Raw genomic sequence first — 19,094 nt, forward strand, 5'->3', positions numbered from 1 at the left:
TCGTTCACGTGGCGTCGAAGGATCGGCTCAGCCGACGATACGGGCGAGTTCCACCCGCGACCGGATGCCGAGTTTGGCGTAGATGTTGCGCAGGTGGTGGTCGACCGTGCGCGGGCTCAGGAACAGCAGCGCCGCCACCTCCCGGTTGGTCGATCCCGTCGCGACGTGGCGGGCGATCTGCAGCTGCTGCGGGCTCAGCTGCCGGACGGGATCGCGCTCCCGCCGGGCGGGCCTGCCGCGGGTGGCGCGCAGTTCGGCGCGCGCCTGGTCGGCCCACGGCCGCGCGCCCAGCAGCTCGAAGGACTCCAGGGCCGCGGTCAGGTGCTCGCGCGCCCTGGCCGGGTGGCGTTCGCGCCGCAGCTGGGAGCCGAACAACAGCTGTGTCCGCGCCAGTTCGAGGTCGCAGTAGCCCGACGCGTGCAGGTCGACCGCCCGGCCGAACAGGTCCGTGCTCTCCCGCCCCGAAGCGAGCAGGGCCCGGCAGCGCAGCGCCAGCGCGCGGGCGGAGGACGCGCCGGTGGCCTCGGCCCAGCGCTCGAACGTGGTGACGGCCGAGTGCACGGCCTCGGTCCGCTCGGGGCCGGGTGCGGTCGCGGCTCCGCGCATCGTCGCCTCGACCAGGTGCGGTGTGCTCAGCAGGTGCACGGCCGTGTGGCCGCGGCCGGGCCCGGCGCGGTGGAGGGAGGACAGCCGCGAGGCGGCCTCGTCCACCCGGCCCAGGCCCAGGTCGAGAAGGGCCAGGGCCCAGGAGGCGAGTCCCGCGGGGAGGCCGAGGTCGTGGGAGTCCGCCAGGGCCAGCGCCGCCCGCGCCCGGTTCCGGCAGGCGTCCTCCTCGCCGTGGATCGCGGCCAGCAGGGCGAGCCCGGCGCGGTGGTGCCCGGCGCAGTTGTCCTGCCCGGTGGCCTCGGCGAGCCGCAGACCCTCGGCGGCGCAGGCCTGGGCGAGGGAGAGGCGGCCGAGCCAGAGTTCGGCGTAGGTGCGGAACTCCAGGGCCCGTGGGACGAGGGAGTCCGCCCCGGAGCGCCGTGCGTGGTCGGCCGCCCGCCCCGCGAGGGCGGACGCCCCCAGGTTGTCGCCGCACAGGAGCCCGGCGATGCCGCCCAGGAGGAGGTGCTGGGGGTCCTCGGTGCGGTCGGCCGCCGCCATCACGCGGCGCAGGGCGGTCACGCCCTCGGTGTGCCGGCCCTGGAAGAGGGCGGCCTTGCCCGACATGTAGTCGAGGACGAGGCGGTCCTGGGGCCGGCGGCCGCTCCCGTGGAGGGCGAGCGCCCGCGCGGCGGTGGCGAAGTAGCGGGTGTGGTCGCCGGACAGGCAGCAGGCCTCGCCCGCCTGGTGGAGCGCGCGCAGCGCCAGGGCGCTGTCGCGGCGGGGCACGTGGTCGGCGAAGGTCCGCAGGCGCTGGAAGGCGTCGATGGCCACCCCCGAGCGCAGGTCCATGTCGGCGCGCACGAGCTCCACGTGGTCGCGTACGGGTCCGGCGGCCTCGCCCAGGGCGGGGAGTTCGTCGCCGACGCGGTCCAGGAGCCGCAGGGTGCGGGGGTGGTCGCCCGACAGCCAGGCCGCGCGCGCCGACTCGGCCAGGCGCATGGCGCGGGCGGCGGCGGCCGGCGACAGCTCGGCGGCGCGCTCGAACAGGACCGAGGCGGGCGCGTGCCCCCGCCGTCCCATCCGTTCCCGGGCGGCTGCGCACAGGTCCGCCGCGGTGGACTCGTCCGGGGCGGTGCGGGCGGCGGCGCGGTGCCAGGCGGCGTCGGCGGGGGAGCGCCGGGCCAGCGCCAGGTGGGCGGCGTGCCGTTCCGCCGCGGGCAGGCCGTGGTACAGGGCGGGGCCGACCAGGGGATGGGCCAGTACGGCGCGCCCGGCGTCCTGCCGGACCAGCCCGGCCTCCGCGGCCGACGCCCACCACGGGGGCGGACCGCCCTCCTCCCGCGGGGAGCCGGAACGCGCGGCCGGGACCGGGGCGGGCGTCGCGGGGGCGGCCGCCAGCAGCAGGAGCCGGTGGCGGACCGGGGCGGGCAGACCACGGGCCGAAGCGGCGTAGGCGTCGGTGAGGGCGCCGCGTGAGCGGGGCGGGCGGCCCAGGTCGGTCGCGCCCGAACGCTCGTCGGGACCGGCCGCGGCCAGGAGTTCGAGCGCGGCGCGGGGGTTGCCCCGCGCCAGGACGGCGAGTTGGGCGCGGACGGACTTGGCCAGGGGAACCGGCTCGGCCGCCGCGTCGAGGAGCCGTTCCGTGCCCTCCCGGTCCAGGGGTTCCAGGTCCAGGACGGGGACGCCGCCGGGCGCCTCGTAGGCGCCCGCCTCGGCGGACAGGAGGGCGGCCACGCCCTCGTCGGCGAGCCGCCGTCCGGCGAAGGCGAGGACCTCCCGGGAGGGCGCGTCCATGAGGTGGACGTCGTCCACGCAGATGAGCACGGGGTGCTCCGCGGCGATCTCGGTGATGAGTCCCAGGGCCGCCACCGACAGCAGGAAGGGCCGTTCCGCGCGGCCGCACTCCAGTGACCGGTGGAGGGCGTCGCGTTGGGCGGCCGGGAGGCGTGGCAGGTAGGGCATGGCCGGGCGCAGGAGCTGGTGCAGGCCGGCGAAGGCCAGCTGGCGCTCCTCGGGGGCGGCGTGGGCGGCCAGCACGGTGAAGTCGGGGGCCTGCGCGCGGGTGTGGGCGAGCAGCGCGGACCTGCCCGAGCCGCGGGCGCCGCGGACCAGCAGGATGCGGCTCCGGCCGGAGCGGGCGGCCCGCAGCAGGTGGCGGGTGGCGGCGAGTTCCTGGTCACGCCCGTACAGGGGGGCGACGCGTGTGGGCGGGGGCACGCGGATCACGGAAAAGAAGTTACCCGCGAGTTAAAGAGCTGTAAAGGGACCGGCGATTCAGCCGATGCGCTCCGTGTGACGCCGGGCACACACTCGAGCTCCCCCACCCCCTGCGGAGTCACCATGAAACGTTCGTTCGCGCTCCTGTGCGGTCTCGCGCTCGCCGCGTCCCTGTCCCTGGCCACGGCCGTACCGGCCGCCGCCTCCCAGCCCGCTCCGATCATCTTCGTCCACGGATTCGCCGGCAAGGGCGGACAGTGGTCGACCATGCGGGCGAGCCTGGCCGAGTCGGGCTACCCCGAGGACCGGCTGCACGTGTTCTCCTACGACTGGCTGCGCTCGAACCGCACCATCGCCGACCGGCTGTCCACGTACGCCGACGGCGTCCGCGACCAGCACGGCGCCGACCGGGTCCACCTGGTCTCCCACTCCATGGGCGGCCTGTCCACGCGCTGGTACATCAAGCACATGGGCGGCGACCGGACGGTCGACCAGTGGATCTCGATCGGCGGCCCCAACAACGGCACCGACGTCGCGAACCTGTGCACGTCGCTCATCACGCCGTGCGCGGAGATGCGGCACGGCTCGCACTTCCTGGCCGAGCTCAACAGCGGCGACCCGACGCCGGGCCCGGTGGAGTACACGACCTTCCGTTCGCCCTGCGACCTCATCATCTCGCCGTACGACAGCACGTCCCTGGACGGTGCGAACAACATCCGCACCGGATGCGTCGAGCACATCTCCATGATGTGGAACTCCGAGGTCATCGACGGAGTGCGCAGCACACTCGGCTGACGTGCGGCTGTCGCGGCGGCGGCCCCGGCGGTACCACCGCCGGGGCCCTCCCACCGGAGTCCTCCCCGGGGCGCCATGGCCTACGATGGCGGGCCGGCCGCACCGGAGGCCGCCGAACGGTCCGACGCCCCCGCCGCCACCCCCGTGCGCGGCCACGAAGGAGAACCGAACCCATGACCGGCCGCATCCTCCTGCTCGGCGCCACAGGCTACACGGGCGGCCTCGTCCTCGACGCCCTCCTGCGACGCGGCGTGCGACCGACCGTGGCCGGACGCGACGCCGCCGCCGTGGCCGCTCTCGCCGACCGATCCGGCGGACTCGACCACGCGGTCGTCGACGCCGCCGGTCCCGAAGCCTTGCGCGCGCACCTGCGCCCCGGCGACGTCCTGGCCACCACTGTCGGGCCCTTCGAGCGCCTCGGGCACCACGTCGCGCGGGCCGCCGCCGACATCGGCGCCCACTACGTCGACTCCACCGGTGAGGTCGGCTTCGTCCGCGCCCTGCGCGACCGGCACCACCAGCGCGCCCGCGAGACCGGGTCGGTGATGCTCCCCGCCTTCGGGTACGACTACGTCCCCGGCGTCCTCGCCGGAACCCTCGCCGCCCTCGAAGCGGGCGAGTCCGCCCGCGCTCTCGACATCGGCTACTTCGCCACCGGCCCGCTCCGGAACGGAACGAGCCAGGGCACCCGCGCCACCATGCGCGACGGCCTGACCCTGCCGTCCGCGCGTCGGCACCGCCACCGGCTGGTCGAGGAACGCACCGCCTCCCGCGTCCGGGGCTTCAGCGTCGGCGGCCGTCGCCGGTCCGCCTTCCTGGTCTCCGGCACCGAAGTGCTCTTCCTGCCCGACACCTGCCCCGCGCTGAGCGACATCACCGTCTACAACGGCTGGTTCTCCGCGCTCAGCCGCCCGATCTCCCTGGTGTCGGCCGCCGTCGGCGCCGTGACCCGGCTGCCCGGGGGCCGCGGGCTGACCGCACTGCTCACCCGCCCGCTCTCCGGCGGCCCGCCCGGCGGACCCGACGCCACCGCACGCGCACGGACCCGCAGCCACGTCGTCGCCGTCGCCTCGACCGGGGCCCCGGGCCGCAGGCCGCTCGCCGAAGTCCACGTCGAGGGCCCCAACCCGTACACCCTCACCGGCGAACTCATGGCGTGGGCCGCCCAGCGCCTCACCACCCACACCGCCACACCGGGGGTCGTCGGGCCCGTCGACGCCTTCGGCCTCGACACGTTCCGTGACGCCTGCGCCGAGATCGGCCTCGGCCCGGTCTGATCCGCAGGGCCGGGCCGCAGCGGTCGGAGTCCGGACCGGGGCGGAGGCCCGGCCGGTCCCTGGCTCGCTAGTCGGACTCTCCGTGCGGGGAGCCCGGGGTGCCGGGCTCGCCGGTGTCGTCGGCGACGCCGGTGGCGCTCTCCGCCAGCCACGCGTCCCAGGACCGCTGCCAGTAGCCCCAACCGTTGTCGACGTCGAGTTCGCGGTCGGTCCCGGTGACGATCAGCGGATCGCCCATGAGCGAGTTCTCGTAGAACCACCGGGCGTCCGCGGTGGCCAGGTTGGGGCACCCGTGGCTGAGGTTGGCCTCGCCGAGCTGGTCGTTCCACGGCGCGGCGTGCGTGAACTCGCCGCTGTCGGAGAAGCGGACGGCGTACTGGACCTCGATCTCGTAGCCCTCCGGGCTGTCGACCGGGACGCCGACGGTGGAGGAGTCCATCACCAGGTTCTCGTACTTCTCCATGGTGAGGTGGACGCCGCTGGTGGTGGTGTAGCGCTCGACGTCGGCCCGCCCGATGCTGGTGGGGAAGTCCTGGACCTGCTCCCCGCCGCGCTCGACGGTCATGCGCTTGGTGTCGCTGTCGATGGTGCTGGTCTGGGACCGCCCGACCGTGAAGTCGAGCCGGTGGTTCTCGATGCCGTAGACACCGTCACTCGCCTGGACGCCGGCCAGGCGCAGGTTGACGCTGACGTCCTGGTCGGGCTCCCAGTACTCCTGCGGGCGGAAGACCGCGGTCCGGTCGCCGAACCAGTTCCAGGCACCCCGCACCGGCTTGTCGGAGAGCACCTCCAACGCCGACTCCACACTTGCCTTGTTCTGTACGGGCAGGTCGAATTCGACGATGACGGGCATGCCCACGCCGACGGTCTGGCCGCTGATCGGGAAGTTCGACTTCAGCTCCAGGCGCCGCCCCGGGGTCGCGGCGAGGGTCGAGAACTCGTGGGTGACCTCGGTGCGCTCTCCATCGTCGGACTCGGCGGCGGCGGTGACCGTGATGTCGGCGCCGGGAACCAGTGTCCAGTCGCTGGTCCACTCGGTCTCGTCCTCGTTGAGGGACCCGGTCATCTCGTCGGCGCCGGTGCCCTCGAACCCCGCCGTCGAGACCCGCACCTCGGTGAGGGTGCCCCCTTCGGCCTCGACGACGACGGGCAGGTCGGGGCGGACGTCGGACGCGCCGTCCTCCGGGGTGACGCGGACGGTGACGGGCTCGGGGGTCTCCCGGGGTTCCTCGCTCTCCACCGGGGGGTCGGCCGGGGGCGTCGAACACGAGGTCGCGCCCAGCAGGCCGAAGGCGAGGAGGCCGAGGACGACGCGTCTCTTCGGGTCGGGAGGGGTGGTGTGCATGATCGGATGCTCCGTCTGCGGTTCGGGGACCTCTGTTCCGGGAGCACGGTGATACCCGGGACGAAGTCGGGATAGCGGGGAATGCGGTGGTGTGGTGCCGTTCGGGTGGTACGGCGGACGAAGTCGTGGGGGCGGGAGGCGCCGGGCGCTGCCGGGGAGCCGCGAGGGCTCCGCGTCCGGCGCCCGGAGATCCGGAGACCGGCACCTGGCCGAACGGGAGGCCGTCCCCGCGGTGCGGCGACGCCCGGCGGATGGTCGGCCGGGAGGCCGTCCCTGCGGTGGGGCGGTGCCCGGTGTACCGCAGGCCGGTCCGGACCGGCCTGCGTCGGCGGATCAGACCCGCTGGACGCAGAGGGAGATGAGCAGGCGCGTCCCGCTCCAGGGAACGGCCGCGGTCGCCGAGGGCCGCCACGGGACCGCGCGGGCGACAGGCGTCCGCAGCAGGGCCGTGCCGGTGCCGAGACCCGTCAGCACGGCTCCCGCGAGGCCGGAACCGCGCTGGTCGGCGCCCGTGCTCACGTCCGAGGGGCACAGATGGTGCTCTTCGTCGGTGCTGTCGGTGCGGTCAGCGTGATCGGCGGCGGAGCTGAGTCCGGCCGGCTCCGATCCGGCCCCGACGGCCGTCCCGTCGCGCGGAGGTGCCGAGGCGGCGTCCACGGCCCAGGCGGCGCAGAAGAGGTGGGCGACGAACAGCAGCGACAACAGCAGGGCCCCTGCCCAGGGGCTCCACCACCGGTTCCAGATCATCGCCGACACGGCACGAACCCTACCCAACGGGTCCGGCGACGCCGTCCGCTCCGTGGTCGGGTCGAAGGACGACCGCGCCGCAGATCCCCGCGCCTCCTGGCGGATCGGCGCGGGCCGGGGCGGGCGTGCGGCGTTGGTCACGAACGGCGTCGTCGCGCTCGTGCACCACCCGATCCGCGCCGCGCGAGGCCACCGCTACAGTTCCTTGCATGGACGGGCACACCCACACACGGAGTCAGCGCACCATCGCGGTGCCGCTGATCTTCCTGGTGGTCCTGTGCTTCCTGTGCGCCCTGTGCCACAGCGCCGCGCCACAGGCCGCGACCCCTACCGCGCCCCCTACGGCGACCTCTGCCGCGACCAGTGCCGCGGCTGGTGTCTCCACCGGTGCCGCCGCTGCCGTCGCCCCGTCCGCGTCGGCGGCCGACTGCCCGGCGGAGGAGGCCGCGCCGGTTCCCTCCGACGCACCCGTGCAGGGCCTCACGCACGCGTGCGAGGCGACCGAGGGACACGGACTGCCCACCGCTCCGCCCCTGTTCCTCTTCCTCGCGCTCGGGGCCGTCCTCGTCCTCGCGCTGCTGTCGGCGCCACGGCCCGGCCCGGCGCCCCGCCCCCACCGGTCCGCACCAGCGGCCCCGCACGGGAGCGGGCTGCTGACACTGCTCTGCGTCCAACGGGTCTAGAACACGGTCATCCGCCGCGCCCCGCACCCCGTGCCGGGACGCGCGGCCCCCTGCCCGCCCACCGGGCGAGGCCACCCCTCCTTGACCGTTGTCGAGCGCCGCACCGCGCTCTCCCCAACCCAGGACGTCCTCATGAGCAAGAACCTCGGTATCACCCTCGGCCTGATCATGGTCGCCGTCATCGGAGCCGGACTCCTCATGGCCCTCGACGGCCGCGACGGAGCCACCGGCTCCCCGTCCGCCCCCACCGCGCCCGCCGGCCAGGACCCCACGGCCGCGCCCGCCCCGCCGACCGCACCCGCGGAACTGCTCGTCCGCGAGAACAGCCGCTACCTCGACCGTGTCGAGGAGTCCCCGGTGACGGTCGTGGAGTTCCTCGACTTCGAGTGCGAGGCCTGCCGCGCCCAGTTCCCCGTCATGGAGCGGATCCGCGAGGACTACGACGGCCGGATCAACATGGTCGTCCGCTACTTCCCCCTGCCCGGACACACCAACTCCGAGCCTGCGGCCGCGGCGGTGGAGGCCGCCGCCCAGCAGGGCGCGCTGGAGGAGATGTACGTCCGGATGTACGAGACCCAGGCCGAGTGGGGCGAGTCCCGCGAGTCGCGGGCCGAGGTGTTCGTGGGCTTCGCCGAGGACCTGGACCTGGACACCGGCGAGTTCGTCCGGACCATGGAGTCCGCCGAGACCCGGGAGCGGGTGGCGTCCGACTTCGAGGACGGCGTCGCCCTCGGCGTCCAGGGCACCCCGACGATCTTCGTCAACGGGCACCTCGCCCCGAGCATGCCCGACTACGAGGTACTCGCGTCCATGATCGACGCGGAGCTGGCGGAATGAGCGCCCGCGCCACCGCGGGCGACGCCGGGGCCCCGCCTCCGGGAGCCGATGTCGCCGTCATCAGCCGGGCGCTGCCGTGGCTGCTCACCGCGGGCGGGGCCATCGGTCTCCTCTCCGCGGCGGCCCTGCTGGTGGAGCGGATCAGGGTGCTGGCAGACCCCGGACACGTGCCCGCGTGCAGCATCAACCCGTTGCTCTCCTGCGGCACCGTCATGGCCACACCGCAGGCCGAGGCCTTCGGGATCCCCAATCCGGTCGTCGGCGTCGCGTGCTTCGCCGTGGTCACCACGGTCGGCGCCGCGCTCCTGGCGGGCGCGCGGTTGCGGCGCTGGTTCTGGCTCGGACTCCAGGCGGGCGTGCTGTTCGGGGCGGTCTTCGTGCACTGGCTGATCTTCCAGAGCCTGTACCGCATCGGTGCGCTGTGCCCGTACTGCCTGGTCGTGTGGGCGGTGACGATCCCCCTCTTCTGGTACGTCACCCTGCACAACCTGCGCTCGGCGCACCTGCCCGTCGCCGCCCGGCTGCGGCGTCCGACGGACGTCCTGGCCCGCAACCACACCGTCGTGCTCACCGTGTGGGCACTGGTGGTCATCGGCCTGGTCGGCCAGGCGTTCTGGGCCTCCTGGGCCGCCCTGCTGTAGCGCCGCGGACACCGGCCGCACCGGCGCCGCCACCTCCGCCCGACGGCTTGTGGGCCCCGGGCGGGGGCGGCGCACCCCTGTCGGGGGCGGCCCGGACGGTGGACAATGCCATCATGCGATGGCTGTGGACATGGATCCTGGGTTCGGTGACGGTCGTGCTGGCGGTGGCCTGGACGCTGCCCCGGCTCCTGCCGGATCTGGACCTGGGGCTCGACGAACTCAACCAACTGGCCGGGATCGCCTCCCTGGCCGTAGCGGTGGCCACCGGGGCGGTCACGGTGTGGGCGGTGCGCCACCCACCCGCCGCCGACGACCGCGCCACCCCCGCCCACGGTGGCGGGGCGACCACCCCCGCGGCCGGGGGAGGGACGGGCCCCGTGCGGGAGCACATCGACTTCTCCGGCGGTACCTTCCACGGTCCGGTGACCGGCAAGAAGGTCGAATACCACCGCGACCGGCCGGACGCCCCCGGGTGACGCGGGTCGCCGGTGAGCGGCCCCGCTCACCGCGACGACCGCGTCGATGGCTCCGCCGGGCCCCTCCCGGGTGCCGTCAGGCGGAGGCGTCGGAGCGCAGGGACTCCTGATAGGCCCGGGCCGTGGCCATCAGGCCGTCGAGCGCGTCCCGCGTGCGCACCAGCTCGGCGATGTGTCCGGTGAGCCGGTCGCGCTCCTGTTCCATGCGCTCCATCGCCGCCTCGGAGTTGTGCTCGCTCGGTGCGTCGACGCAGGGCAGCAGCTCGGTGATCGTGCGGCTGGACAACCCCGCGGCGTACAACCGCTGGACGAAGGCGACGCGCTCGACATCGGCGTCGGTGAAGTGCCGCTGCCCACTGGGGCTGCGGGTGCTGGTGAGCAGGCCCTGCTCCTCGTAGTAGCGCAGGGAGCGGACACTCACCCCCGTCCGCGTCGCGAGCTCTCCGATGCGCACGGCTTCCCCCTCCGACCCGGGCCGCGGTGATGACCTGCGTCACACCGCTTGCCCCTCACACCAATGTCAGGTTTTAGCGTAGCCGACGTGCCCGGACCGGGCGCACCTTCCACGGAGGAGACCTGACGTGACGAGCTTGTTCGAGCGTTTCCAGCTCGGGAACCTGACCCTGCCCAACCGGGTGGTCATGGCACCGATGACCCGTGTGCGCGCCGCCGCGGGCGGGCTGGCGACCCCGTCCATGGCGACGTACTACGCCCAGCGCGCGACCGCGGGCCTGATCGTGTCCGAGGGGGTGCAACCGAGCCTGGTGGGCCAGTCCAACCCGGGCACACCGGGGCTGTACACCGACGAGCAGGTCGCCTCCTGGACACCGGTGACCGACGCGGTGCACGCCAACGGCGGACGGATCTTCGCCCAGATCATGCACGGCGGCCGGGTCTCCCACTCCGACACCACCGGTCTCCAGCCGGTCGGCCCGTCGGCCGTGCCCGCCGACGGAGACGTGTTCACCCCGAGCGGACCCCAGCCCGCCCCGACGCCGCGCGCGCTGGAGGAGGCCGAGGTGCCCGAGCACGCCGAGTCCTACGCCCGAGCCGCGCGCCGCGCCGCCGCCGCCGGATTCGACGGAGTGGAGCTGCACGGTGCCAACGGCTACATGATCTCCCAGTTCCTCTCCTCCAACGCCAACCTGCGCACGGACTCCTACGGTGGCCCGGTGGCCAACAGGATCCGCTTCGCCGTCGAGGCCGCTGCGGCCACCGTCGACGCCGTCGGCACGGACCGGACGGGCATCCGCCTGTCCCCGGGCGGGGAGTTCTGGGGGGTCCGAGAGACCGAGGTCCGCGAGCTGTACACCGCGCTGCTCACCGAGCTGGCCCGGATCGGCCTGGCCTACGTCCACCTCGAAGCCACCACCGACGAGGACCTGCTCCTGGAGCTGCGCCGGGTCTGGCCGGGCACGCTCATCATGAATCCCACGGTCCCCATGGGCCCGAAGCAGGCCGGCCGGGACGACGCCGACCACTGGCTCGGGCAGGGCGCCGACCTGATCAGTTTCGGCCGCTCCTTCATCTCCAACCCCGACCTGGTCGAGCGGCTGCGCGCAGGACTGCCGATCGCCCCGGTGGACGAGGCCGTGTACTACCAGGGCGGCGACCGGGGCTACCTGACCTACTCCGCCTACCAGCACAGTGCGTAGCGCTCTGGCCGGGCGCCCTTCGCGTCGAGGCACGTGAGCGAACCGGTTCCGGAGGGGTCGCGTAACCGCGCGCGGCCCCGCCGGGACCGTCCCACGGCGGGGCCGCGTCAGGACCGCAGCAGGACCGCGGCCACGTGATCGTGGGCCCACGGCCGTCGCGGGCGGGGTTTTCACCGTGATCCCGCGTGGTGGACGGGGGCAGCGGCTAGCCTGTCTTACCCAGGTGCGGCCCCCACGGGACGCACGCCCCCGGTCGTGTGAGGAGCAGTGCAGGCGCGATGGATGAGACCTCCCCGCTGGTGGAGCAGGCCACCACCACCCTGGTCCGCTCGATGGCCTCCGACGACACCCCGGTCTGGCGGGTGGCGCTCGACGGGTTCGCGGCCCTGTTCGGTCGGTCCGGTCACGTGGTGGCGGCCGAGCTGGAACGCTCCCGCGACGAGGTGGTCGCCCAGCCGCGTCTGGCCGACGAGGCGGCCGGGGAGTGGAAGCCCAAACTGCGCCGCCTGCTGGCGGCCGACCCCGAGGCGGCCGACCGGCTCCGCGCGCTCCTGTGGGAACTGGACGGCGCCCGTCCACAGCAGGGCGTGTCCAACCGCATCGAGGGCGGGGTCTCGGGGATCGCCATCCAGGCGGGCCGTATCCAGGGCGGGGTCAACGGGTACGGCGGCGACCACGTCGACTTCTCCGGCGGCACCTTCCACGACAGGGTCGTCGGCAAGGAGGAACACCACCACGAGGGCGCCCGGGCGGACCGGCCCCAGGGCTCGGCGGAGCGGCCCTGAACCGAGCGCGCGGGGACCGAGCGCGCCGGACGTGGCCTCCGGAGGCCGCGCTTCAGTACGCTGCGCGTCAGGAACACGAACCGCACCCAGGAGGCGGGCGCGCCGAGCCGGGCCTCCGGTAGGTCCGCCCCTACTCGTCGGAGGACGCCGTGGCGCGACCCAACACCCTCGCCGTCGACTTCGACGGCGTCATCCACGCCTACTCCAAGGGCTGGCACGACGGCACGGTCTACGACGTCCCCATGCCCGGTGCCATCGAGGGACTGCGCGCCCTCATGGACGAGTACGCCGTGTTCGTCCACACGAGCCGCGACGTGGACGCGGTCGCCGCCTGGCTGACCGGCCAGGGCTTCACCTGTCGCACCGGCTACGAGGGCAGGTTCTGGAACGAGCGCGGCGTCCTGCTGGTGACCAACCGCAAACTGCCCGCCGTCGCCTACCTCGACGACAGGGCGGTCCGCTTCACCTCCTGGCCCCAGGCCCTGGACGACCTGCTGCCCTGACGCGGTGGCTCCGAGCCGCCCGTACACGGGACGGGCGGGGGCCGAGAGCGCCCGGCGGCGGGGCGGATTCCTCGCCCAGGCGGGGGCTGCCGGTTCCGGCCGCGCGTACGGCGCCACCGGGCCGACGGACCCCGCCCGGGGGCTGCCGTGGACGTCAGGAGCCGAAGGCGTGCCGGTTGTCGTCCTCATCGAACAGCGGCGGCACCCCGTCCATCTCCTGTCGGCCCAGCCGTTCCCCCTGCGCGGCCACGGCCTTGCGCTCCTCCGGTGTGAGGTCGTCCGGAATCGGGTCATCGGCCGGGTGTACACGACGGCGCGGGCTCATGAGCAGCTCTCCTCCAGGTCGGAACCAGTGAGTGGCGGAAGGCCGGACACGCGGCCCCCGTTCAGTGGAGAGACGGTGACTCCGTACAGCGATGACGCGATTCCGGAGAGTTATTTTCTGGGGTGGGGCGAATGTGCGGTGGAACCCGGTTCCGCGCTCCGGTCGCGCCGAAGGTCCTTCCGCCCGCGCCGGGTGGTCGTCCTCACTCGTCCCGGACGGTGATGCCCGTGTTGGCGGCGAGCGCGGGGGCTATGGCGAGCAGTTGGGCCTGCCCGATGACCGCTCCGCCCAGCGACTCGAATCCCGAGACCAGGTCGAGTTCGGTCGCCCCGCGCAGGTCGACCTCGTTCAGCTTCGCCTTGGCCAGGTGCAGGCCGCGGAGGCTGGAGCCGGGGAAGGTGACGCGTGTGAGGGCGGCCCCGCCGAAGTCCACGTCGGTGAGCACGCAGTCCTCGAAGACCACGTCGACCATGCGCGAGGCCCGGAAGTTGACCCCGCTGAGCTTGCACGAGGAGAACACCACGCGTTGGATCTCGCAGTCGAAGGACGCGGTCCCGGCGAACATGCTCGCCACGACGGAGCTGTCGAGCCAGGTGCATTCGGCGATGTCGGTGCCCGCCATGCGCACCGTGTGCAGCCACACGTCGGTGAACCTGCACCGGCGCAGAACACCGCCGTCCCACCGCGTGCCGGTGAAGGCGCTCTCGATGAACCGGGCGCCGGTGAGGTTGGCCCCCTCGAACGTCTCGCCGTCGAAGTGCACGGCCTCGTGGGGGTCGTCGTGCAGGTCCCCCTGGTCGAAGGGGCGCAGGTCATCGGCATAGGGCAGGTCGGAGACGGCGGTGGGGACGGCGGTGGGCCTGGCGCGACCGGTCACGGGATCCTTTCCGGAAGCGGCCCGCGAGGGGCCGCGGGTGGACACGGGCGCGAGGCGGATTCGGACCTGACGGCACCACGGTCTCCTGGCCAGTGGAACCTACCACCGCGCCCGTGGACGTCCTGACCGGTCCACCCGTCTGGGCGCGTCCAGGCGTGCTCGCCCGGGCGTGCCCGTGCGGCGAGCCGACCACGGGCCGCCCCCGAAAGGCGGCCCCAGGCGTGGCGACGCTTCTCCGGCCCCGCGGCCCGCTCTTCGCCGCCTTCTCCGCCACCGAGGGGGTTAAGCTCTCATCACGTTATTGTGGGACGTCATCCGTTTTCTCTGTGCTCACGTCACAATTCCAGAGACGAACGCCACTCCTCCATTTCAGTCATAAGCGACAATACGCACTTTCTGTGCGTTGATCTGAAAAGCGGCCATGACTTCTGCCCCCGGATACCGTTTTCATCCTCCGTCGAACTGGCCTGCCGCCCCCGCGGGGTGGACACCTCCACCAGGATGGACTCCGGATCCGTCCTGGCCGCCGGCCCCACCCGGCTGGCAGTTCTGGATACCGGTCCAACCCGTGCCGGAGCCCGCGCCGTCCCATGCCGCGACCGAGCCTCCAGGGTCCGCGGGATTGCCGCCCGCTCCGGTCCCGGCGACATCCGGGTCGGGCCTGTTCGGCAAGAAGAAGCGCATGGAGGAACTGGAGTCGGAGAACGCGCGTCTGCGCGAGTGGGTGGCGCGCCTGCAGGGGATGGAAGCCCTGGAGATCGCGACCGCGACCGAGACCCTGCGGGAGCGGCAGACCCAGGAGGAGCAGAGGGCACAGGAGACGCACGTCCGGTGGCGGTCGGAGATCAGCCGCGCCGAAATCGAACTGGAACGCGTGCGGTCGGAAGCGGTCCGGGCCCGAGCCGGGATCGTGGAGACGGAGGAGACAGCGCTTCTGCAGGAAGCAGGCGTCTATGAGTACCAGCACCCGTTGGCCGACGCGGTCGCCTACAAAGCCCAGCTGAAGACGTTGAAGGACACCCTGAAGGGGATGGTGCGCAACGACAACGCCGTCCTCGCAGCGACCGACTGGCAGGTCAACGGTTCGCTGGCGCAGGGACGCGCGATGGTCCGAGACTTCTCCAAGCTCATGCTGCGTGCCTACAACGCCGAGGCCGACAGCCTGGTCCGCTCGATGAAGCCCTACAAGCTCGCCTCGGCCACGGACCGACTCGGAAAGACCCGCGAGACCATCGCGAGGCTGGGAAAGACGATGCACATCCGCATCGGGGACGCCTACCACCACCAGCGGTTGTACGAACTGCAGCTGACGGCGGACCACCTGGCCAAGGTGGAGGAGGAGAAGGAGCGCGTCCGCGAGGAGCGGGAGCGCCAGAGGGAGGAGGAGAAGGCCCAGCGCGAGTTCGAGCGGGAGAAGGCGCGGTTGCTCAAGGAGCAGTCCCACTACAGGTCCGCGCTGGCCAAACTCGAAGCCAGGGGTGACGAGGCCGGAGCCGCCCAGATGCGCGAGAAGATCGCCGAGGCCGAGGAGGCGATCAAGGGCGTCAACGACCGCGAGGCCAAGATCCGCGCCGGGTACGTCTACGTGATCTCCAATATCGGCGCCTTCGGCGAGGACATGGTGAAGATCGGCATGACGCGGCGGTTGGATCCCATGGATCGCGTACGCGAACTGGGTGATGCCTCCGTTCCCTTCCGTTTCGACGTGCACGCCCTCATCTTCAGTGAGGACGCCGTGGGGCTGGAGTCACGTCTCCACAGCGAATTGGAGAAGCGTCGGGTCAACCGGATCAATCTGCGACGGGAGTTCTTCCACGCCAGTCCGGCCGACGTGCGCGACCTCCTCGCCCGGATCTCCGGCCAACACCTGCTGGAGTACCGCGAGATGCCCGAGGCACTGGAATGGCGGGCCAGCCAGAACGAGAACTGACTCTTCGGCGGCAAGAGCACGAGAGCCCGGTCCGCCCGCCGGGCGCGGACGCTTGGGCGGGTGTCACGAACGGCGGGCGCTCCGATGCGCGGCTCACAGCAGCCCCTTCAGGTAGGCGCCGGTCCGGCTGCCCGGTGCCGCCGCGACCTGGGCGGGCGTGCCCCGCGCGACGATCCGGCCGCCGTCCGAACCACCGCCCGGGCCCAGGTCGACGACGTGGTCGGCGGTGGCCACCACACGCATGTCGTGCTCGGCCGCCACCACGGTGGCGCCCGCGCCGACGAGGTCGCGCAACCGGTTCAGGAGCACGTCGGTGTCATGCGGGTGCAGGCCGGTGGTGGGCTCGTCGAGCAGGTAGACCGTGTCGGCGACCCGCCGGCGCTGGAGTTCGGTGGCGAGTTTGATCCGCTGGGCCTCGCCGCCGGACAGCTCCGTGGCGGGCTGGCCCAGGCGCAGGTAGCCCAGTCCCACGCCGACGAGGGTCTCCAGCGAGCGCCGCACGGACGGCTCCTCGGTGAAGAATCCCGCCGCCTCCTCGACCGACATCGCCAGGACGTCCGCGACCGTGCGCCCCCGGTACCGCACCCGCAGGGTGTCGTCCGTGTACCGCGAGCCGCCGCAGGCGGGACAGGGGGCGTAGGTGGTGGGCAGGAACAGCAGCTCCACCGACACGAAACCCTCGCCCTCGCAGGTCGGGCATCGGCCGCCCACGACGTTGAAGGAGAACCGTCCGGGCCCGTAGCCGAGCGAGCGCGCCTCCTCGGTCGCCGCGAAGAGCTTGCGCACCGTGTCGAAGAGCCCGGTGTAGGTCGCCAGGTTGGAGCGCGGGGTCCGCCCGATGGGCTGCTGGCTGACCCACACCACCCGGCCGCGGTCCGCGGCCCGGTCCGCGATCTCCGCCAGGAGGGAGGACTTGCCCGACCCCGACACCCCGGTGACGGTGGTGAACACGCCGAGGGGGAGGTCGATGTCCAGGCCGCGCAGGTTGTTGCGGGTGGCGCCGCGCAGCTCCAGGCGCCCGCTGGGGGAGTGGGCGCCGCGCTCGGGGAGGCCGTCGTGGAACAGGTAGCGGCGGGTCACCGACTCCGGGACCTCGCGCAGGCCGGGCACCGGGCCGCTGTACAGCACGCGCCCGCCGTGCTCGCCCGCCTCCGGTCCGACGTCGACGATCCAGTCCGCGCCGCGCACCAGGTCCAGGTCGTGCTCGACGAAGCACACCGTGTTGCCCCCGTCGCGCAGGCGCCGGAGGATCCCGGCCAGTGCCTCGCAGTCGGCCGGGTGCAGGCCCGCGGAGGGCTCGTCCAGGACGTAGACCACCCCGAAGAGCCCCGTGCCCAGCTGGGTGGCCAGCCGGATCCGCTGGAACTCCCCGGTGGACAGGGTCGGTGCCGGTCGGGACACGCTCAGGTAGCCCAGACCGAGCTCCGCCAGGACCTCGACCCGCGCCGTGATCTCGCCGACCAGCGCGCCCGCCGCCCCCGTGTCCTCCCGCCAGGGGCGCAGCAGGGCGACGAGTTCGGTCAGGGGCAGCGCCGCCAGTTCCGCGATGGTGTGCCTGGCGAAGGTGACCCGCAGCGCCTCCTGCCGCAGCCGCCGGCCGCCGCACTCGTGGCAGGTCCGGTCGACCATGAACGCGGCCGCCCTGCGCCGCCGCGCCTCGCTGGCGGAGGACGCGTAGGCCTTGAGGACGAGCCTGCGGGCGCTGCTGTACTTTCCCTGGTAGGGGCGGTGGACCCGGCCCGCCTCGCGGACCGGGTGGACCGTCACCACCGGCTGCTCCTCGGTGAACAGGATCCAGTCGCGCTCGGCCTGGGGCAGGTCCCGCCAGGGCCGGCGGATGTCGTGGCCGAGGGTGTCGAGGATGTCGCGCAGGTTCTTGCCCTGCCAGGCCCCGGGCCAGGAGGCGACGGCCCCCTCGGCGATGCTCAGCCCCGGGTCGGGCACCAGCGACTCCTCGGTGACCTCGTGTTCGACCCCCTCCCCGTGGCAGACGGGGCAGGCACCGGCCACGGTGTTGGGGGAGAAGGAGTCGGAGTCCAGGTGCTCCGCCCCGGGCGGATAGGTGCCCGCCCGGGAGAAGAGCATGCGCAGCGTGTTGGAGAGCGTGGTGAGCGTGCCCACGGTGGAACGCACCGAGGGCGCGGTGCGGGGCTGGGCGAGGGCCACGGCCGGCGGCATCCCGGTGACGTCGTCCACGTCCGGGGCCGGAAGCTGCTGGAGCAGGCGCCGCGCGTACGGTGCCACCGACTCCAGGTACCGGTGCTGGGACTCGGCGTACAGGGTCCCGAAGGCCAGGGAGGACTTCCCGGACCCGGAGACCCCTGTGAAGGCGACCAGTGCGTCGCGTGGCAGCTCGGTGTCCACGTTCCGGAGGTTGTGGATGCGGGCGCCGCGCACCCGGATGCGGTCGTCGTGGTGGTCCATAGGACCAGCATGACCCGGTGACGGCCCCGGAACGGACCCAGGGGCGGTCCGTGTGCGGCACACCACGGCCCACACCCGCGCACGGCACACCACGGCCGGAAGCGGGGACCCGCGCCCCGGGCCCACGCGCTCCGGAACCCCGTCACCCGGAACCCCTCCACGGGCCCGCGACCGCCGTCGCTCAGCAGGCGGAGAAGTGCTCGTCGGCGGCCCAGTCCCCCTCCGCCCACGTCTCGGGCGCGGGCGGGGTGAAGCCGGGGTGGAGCTCGGCCAGTTCGTCGAGCAGCCAGCGGGTGAACCGCGCCGCCCCCTGGGGGCAGGTGTGGATGCCGTCGGGGTGGCGGTCGGCCATGCCCTCCCGCTCCTGGGCGTACTCCCCGCCCCACACGTCGGACGCGTCGAGCACCGTGGCGCGGTCCCCGGATTCCTGGGCGACGTCGCGGGCGACCTCGGGCGCGCGTTCGAGGTCGTCCATGTGCGGCTCGTAGAAGTCGTCGGGGACGATCGGCGGCGCCGTGAGGACGACCAGCTCGGCGCCCACGTCCGCCACGGTGTCCACGAGCCGCTCGTAGCCCTCCTCCTGCTCCGCGCGCGTGCCCCAGTCGTAGGTGGTGATCTGGTAGAGCACCACGTCGGGGGAGGCGGACTCGATCTGGTCGGGAAGAGTCTCCCACTGCTCCTCGGAGAACGGTCCGACGACGTTGCCGCCCCCCTCCGCGGCGATCGACTCGAAGGCGACCGTGCTCTGCTCGAACGCGGCCGCCAGCGGCAGGGACTGGCCCACCGCGATGGAGTCGCCGACGAGGAGGACGGAGGAGATCGGTGCGGTCGAAGTGGTGGGGGCGGTCGGCTCGGCGGGGTCGGAGGTGTCCGCGGGCGTGCCAGAACAGGCGGCGGTCAGCAGGACCAGGGGGCCGACGGCGGTGAGAGTGCGCAGTGCGTTGTTCATGGCGTCCACGCTCGCGTGCCCGTGTCCCGGCCGGTCAGCC

General features: G+C 73.4%; 18 protein-coding genes. 10 read left to right on the forward strand and 8 right to left on the reverse strand.

Annotated elements, in window-relative coordinates; genetic code table 11:
* Nucleotides 1-27 precede the first annotated feature (27 nt).
* Nucleotides 28-2,814: an AAA family ATPase gene (locus ADL05_RS12350; protein ID WP_053617070.1), complete on the reverse strand. Its 2,787-nt coding sequence runs from the start codon at nucleotides 2,812-2,814 to the stop codon at nucleotides 28-30.
* 114 nt (nucleotides 2,815-2,928) lie between these two features.
* Between ADL05_RS12350 and ADL05_RS12355 the strand changes: the two genes are divergently transcribed.
* Together ADL05_RS12355 and ADL05_RS12360 are read left to right on the forward strand one after the other, a co-directional pair.
* Nucleotides 2,929-3,600, forward strand: a complete 672-nt coding sequence (locus ADL05_RS12355) for a triacylglycerol lipase (protein ID WP_053617071.1) — start codon at nucleotides 2,929-2,931, stop codon at nucleotides 3,598-3,600.
* A 173-nt stretch (nucleotides 3,601-3,773) separates the two neighbouring features.
* Nucleotides 3,774-4,877 (forward strand): trans-acting enoyl reductase family protein, encoded by a 1,104-nt coding sequence (locus tag ADL05_RS12360; RefSeq protein ID WP_053617072.1) that lies wholly within the window; start codon nucleotides 3,774-3,776, stop codon nucleotides 4,875-4,877.
* A gap of 67 nt (nucleotides 4,878-4,944) precedes the next feature.
* Here ADL05_RS12360 and ADL05_RS12365 read toward each other — a convergent pair whose 3' ends face one another.
* Both ADL05_RS12365 and ADL05_RS12370 read right to left on the reverse strand, forming a co-directional pair.
* Nucleotides 4,945-6,222 carry an Ig-like domain-containing protein gene (locus tag ADL05_RS12365; protein WP_053617073.1) on the reverse strand — a complete coding sequence of 426 codons (1,278 nt, stop codon included), beginning with the start codon at nucleotides 6,220-6,222 and terminating at the stop codon, nucleotides 4,945-4,947.
* 333 nt (nucleotides 6,223-6,555) lie between these two features.
* Complete coding sequence (locus tag ADL05_RS12370) at nucleotides 6,556-6,978, reverse strand: hypothetical protein (protein WP_156365822.1); 423 nt, start codon at nucleotides 6,976-6,978, stop codon at nucleotides 6,556-6,558.
* A gap of 200 nt (nucleotides 6,979-7,178) precedes the next feature.
* On the opposite strand from ADL05_RS12370, the gene ADL05_RS12375 reads away from it, so the two are divergent.
* From ADL05_RS12375 to ADL05_RS12390, 4 genes are all read left to right on the forward strand, one after another.
* Nucleotides 7,179-7,652: a hypothetical protein gene (locus ADL05_RS12375; protein WP_053617075.1), complete on the forward strand. Its 474-nt coding sequence runs from the start codon at nucleotides 7,179-7,181 to the stop codon at nucleotides 7,650-7,652.
* Nucleotides 7,653-7,784: 132 nt separating this feature from the next.
* Nucleotides 7,785-8,489 (forward strand): thioredoxin domain-containing protein, encoded by a 705-nt coding sequence (locus ADL05_RS12380; RefSeq protein WP_053617076.1) that lies wholly within the window; start codon nucleotides 7,785-7,787, stop codon nucleotides 8,487-8,489.
* Nucleotides 8,486-9,130, forward strand: coding sequence for a vitamin K epoxide reductase family protein (locus tag ADL05_RS12385; RefSeq protein ID WP_053617077.1), 645 nt, complete (start codon nucleotides 8,486-8,488; stop codon nucleotides 9,128-9,130). The genes ADL05_RS12380 and ADL05_RS12385 overlap by 4 nt, the downstream gene beginning before the upstream one ends.
* A 113-nt stretch (nucleotides 9,131-9,243) precedes the next feature.
* Nucleotides 9,244-9,606: a hypothetical protein gene (locus ADL05_RS12390; protein ID WP_053617078.1), complete on the forward strand. Its 363-nt coding sequence runs from the start codon at nucleotides 9,244-9,246 to the stop codon at nucleotides 9,604-9,606.
* Between the two features lie 76 nt (nucleotides 9,607-9,682).
* Here the strand turns inward: ADL05_RS12390 and ADL05_RS12395 are convergent, their stop codons facing one another.
* Entirely contained in the window at nucleotides 9,683-10,060 is a 378-nt protein-coding gene (locus ADL05_RS12395; protein WP_053617079.1) for a MerR family transcriptional regulator, read from the reverse strand.
* Between the two features lie 127 nt (nucleotides 10,061-10,187).
* Between ADL05_RS12395 and ADL05_RS12400 the strand changes: the two genes are divergently transcribed.
* From ADL05_RS12400 to ADL05_RS12410, 3 genes are all read left to right on the forward strand, one after another.
* On the forward strand, nucleotides 10,188-11,261 hold the full coding sequence (locus tag ADL05_RS12400; RefSeq protein WP_053617080.1) for an alkene reductase: 1,074 nt from the start codon (nucleotides 10,188-10,190) through the stop codon (nucleotides 11,259-11,261).
* A gap of 278 nt (nucleotides 11,262-11,539) precedes the next feature.
* Complete coding sequence (locus ADL05_RS12405) at nucleotides 11,540-12,046, forward strand: hypothetical protein (RefSeq protein ID WP_053617081.1); 507 nt, start codon at nucleotides 11,540-11,542, stop codon at nucleotides 12,044-12,046.
* 149 nt (nucleotides 12,047-12,195) lie between these two features.
* A complete protein-coding gene (locus ADL05_RS12410) occupies nucleotides 12,196-12,549 on the forward strand; it encodes a hypothetical protein (RefSeq protein WP_053617082.1) in 354 nt (117 codons plus the stop codon).
* Nucleotides 12,550-12,703: 154 nt separating this feature from the next.
* Here ADL05_RS12410 and ADL05_RS30515 read toward each other — a convergent pair whose 3' ends face one another.
* A complete protein-coding gene (locus ADL05_RS30515; protein ID WP_156365823.1) occupies nucleotides 12,704-12,874 on the reverse strand; it encodes a hypothetical protein in 171 nt (56 codons plus the stop codon).
* Between the two features lie 202 nt (nucleotides 12,875-13,076).
* On the reverse strand, nucleotides 13,077-13,751 hold the full coding sequence (locus ADL05_RS12415) for a pentapeptide repeat-containing protein (protein ID WP_053617083.1): 675 nt from the start codon (nucleotides 13,749-13,751) through the stop codon (nucleotides 13,077-13,079).
* Nucleotides 13,752-14,373: 622 nt separating this feature from the next.
* Between ADL05_RS12415 and ADL05_RS12420 the strand changes: the two genes are divergently transcribed.
* Nucleotides 14,374-15,681 carry a DUF4041 domain-containing protein gene (locus ADL05_RS12420; protein ID WP_231640717.1) on the forward strand — a complete coding sequence of 436 codons (1,308 nt, stop codon included), beginning with the start codon at nucleotides 14,374-14,376 and terminating at the stop codon, nucleotides 15,679-15,681.
* A 93-nt stretch (nucleotides 15,682-15,774) separates the two neighbouring features.
* Here the strand turns inward: ADL05_RS12420 and ADL05_RS12425 are convergent, their stop codons facing one another.
* Together ADL05_RS12425 and ADL05_RS12430 are read right to left on the reverse strand one after the other, a co-directional pair.
* Nucleotides 15,775-18,105 carry an excinuclease ABC subunit UvrA gene (locus ADL05_RS12425; RefSeq protein WP_053617084.1) on the reverse strand — a complete coding sequence of 777 codons (2,331 nt, stop codon included), beginning with the start codon at nucleotides 18,103-18,105 and terminating at the stop codon, nucleotides 15,775-15,777.
* 181 nt (nucleotides 18,106-18,286) lie between these two features.
* Complete coding sequence (locus ADL05_RS12430) at nucleotides 18,287-19,054, reverse strand: SGNH/GDSL hydrolase family protein (RefSeq protein ID WP_156365824.1); 768 nt, start codon at nucleotides 19,052-19,054, stop codon at nucleotides 18,287-18,289.
* Nucleotides 19,055-19,094 lie beyond the last annotated feature (40 nt).

The sequence above is a fragment of the Nocardiopsis sp. NRRL B-16309 genome, assembly GCF_001279585.1.
GTDB lineage: Bacteria > Actinomycetota > Actinomycetes > Streptosporangiales > Streptosporangiaceae > Nocardiopsis.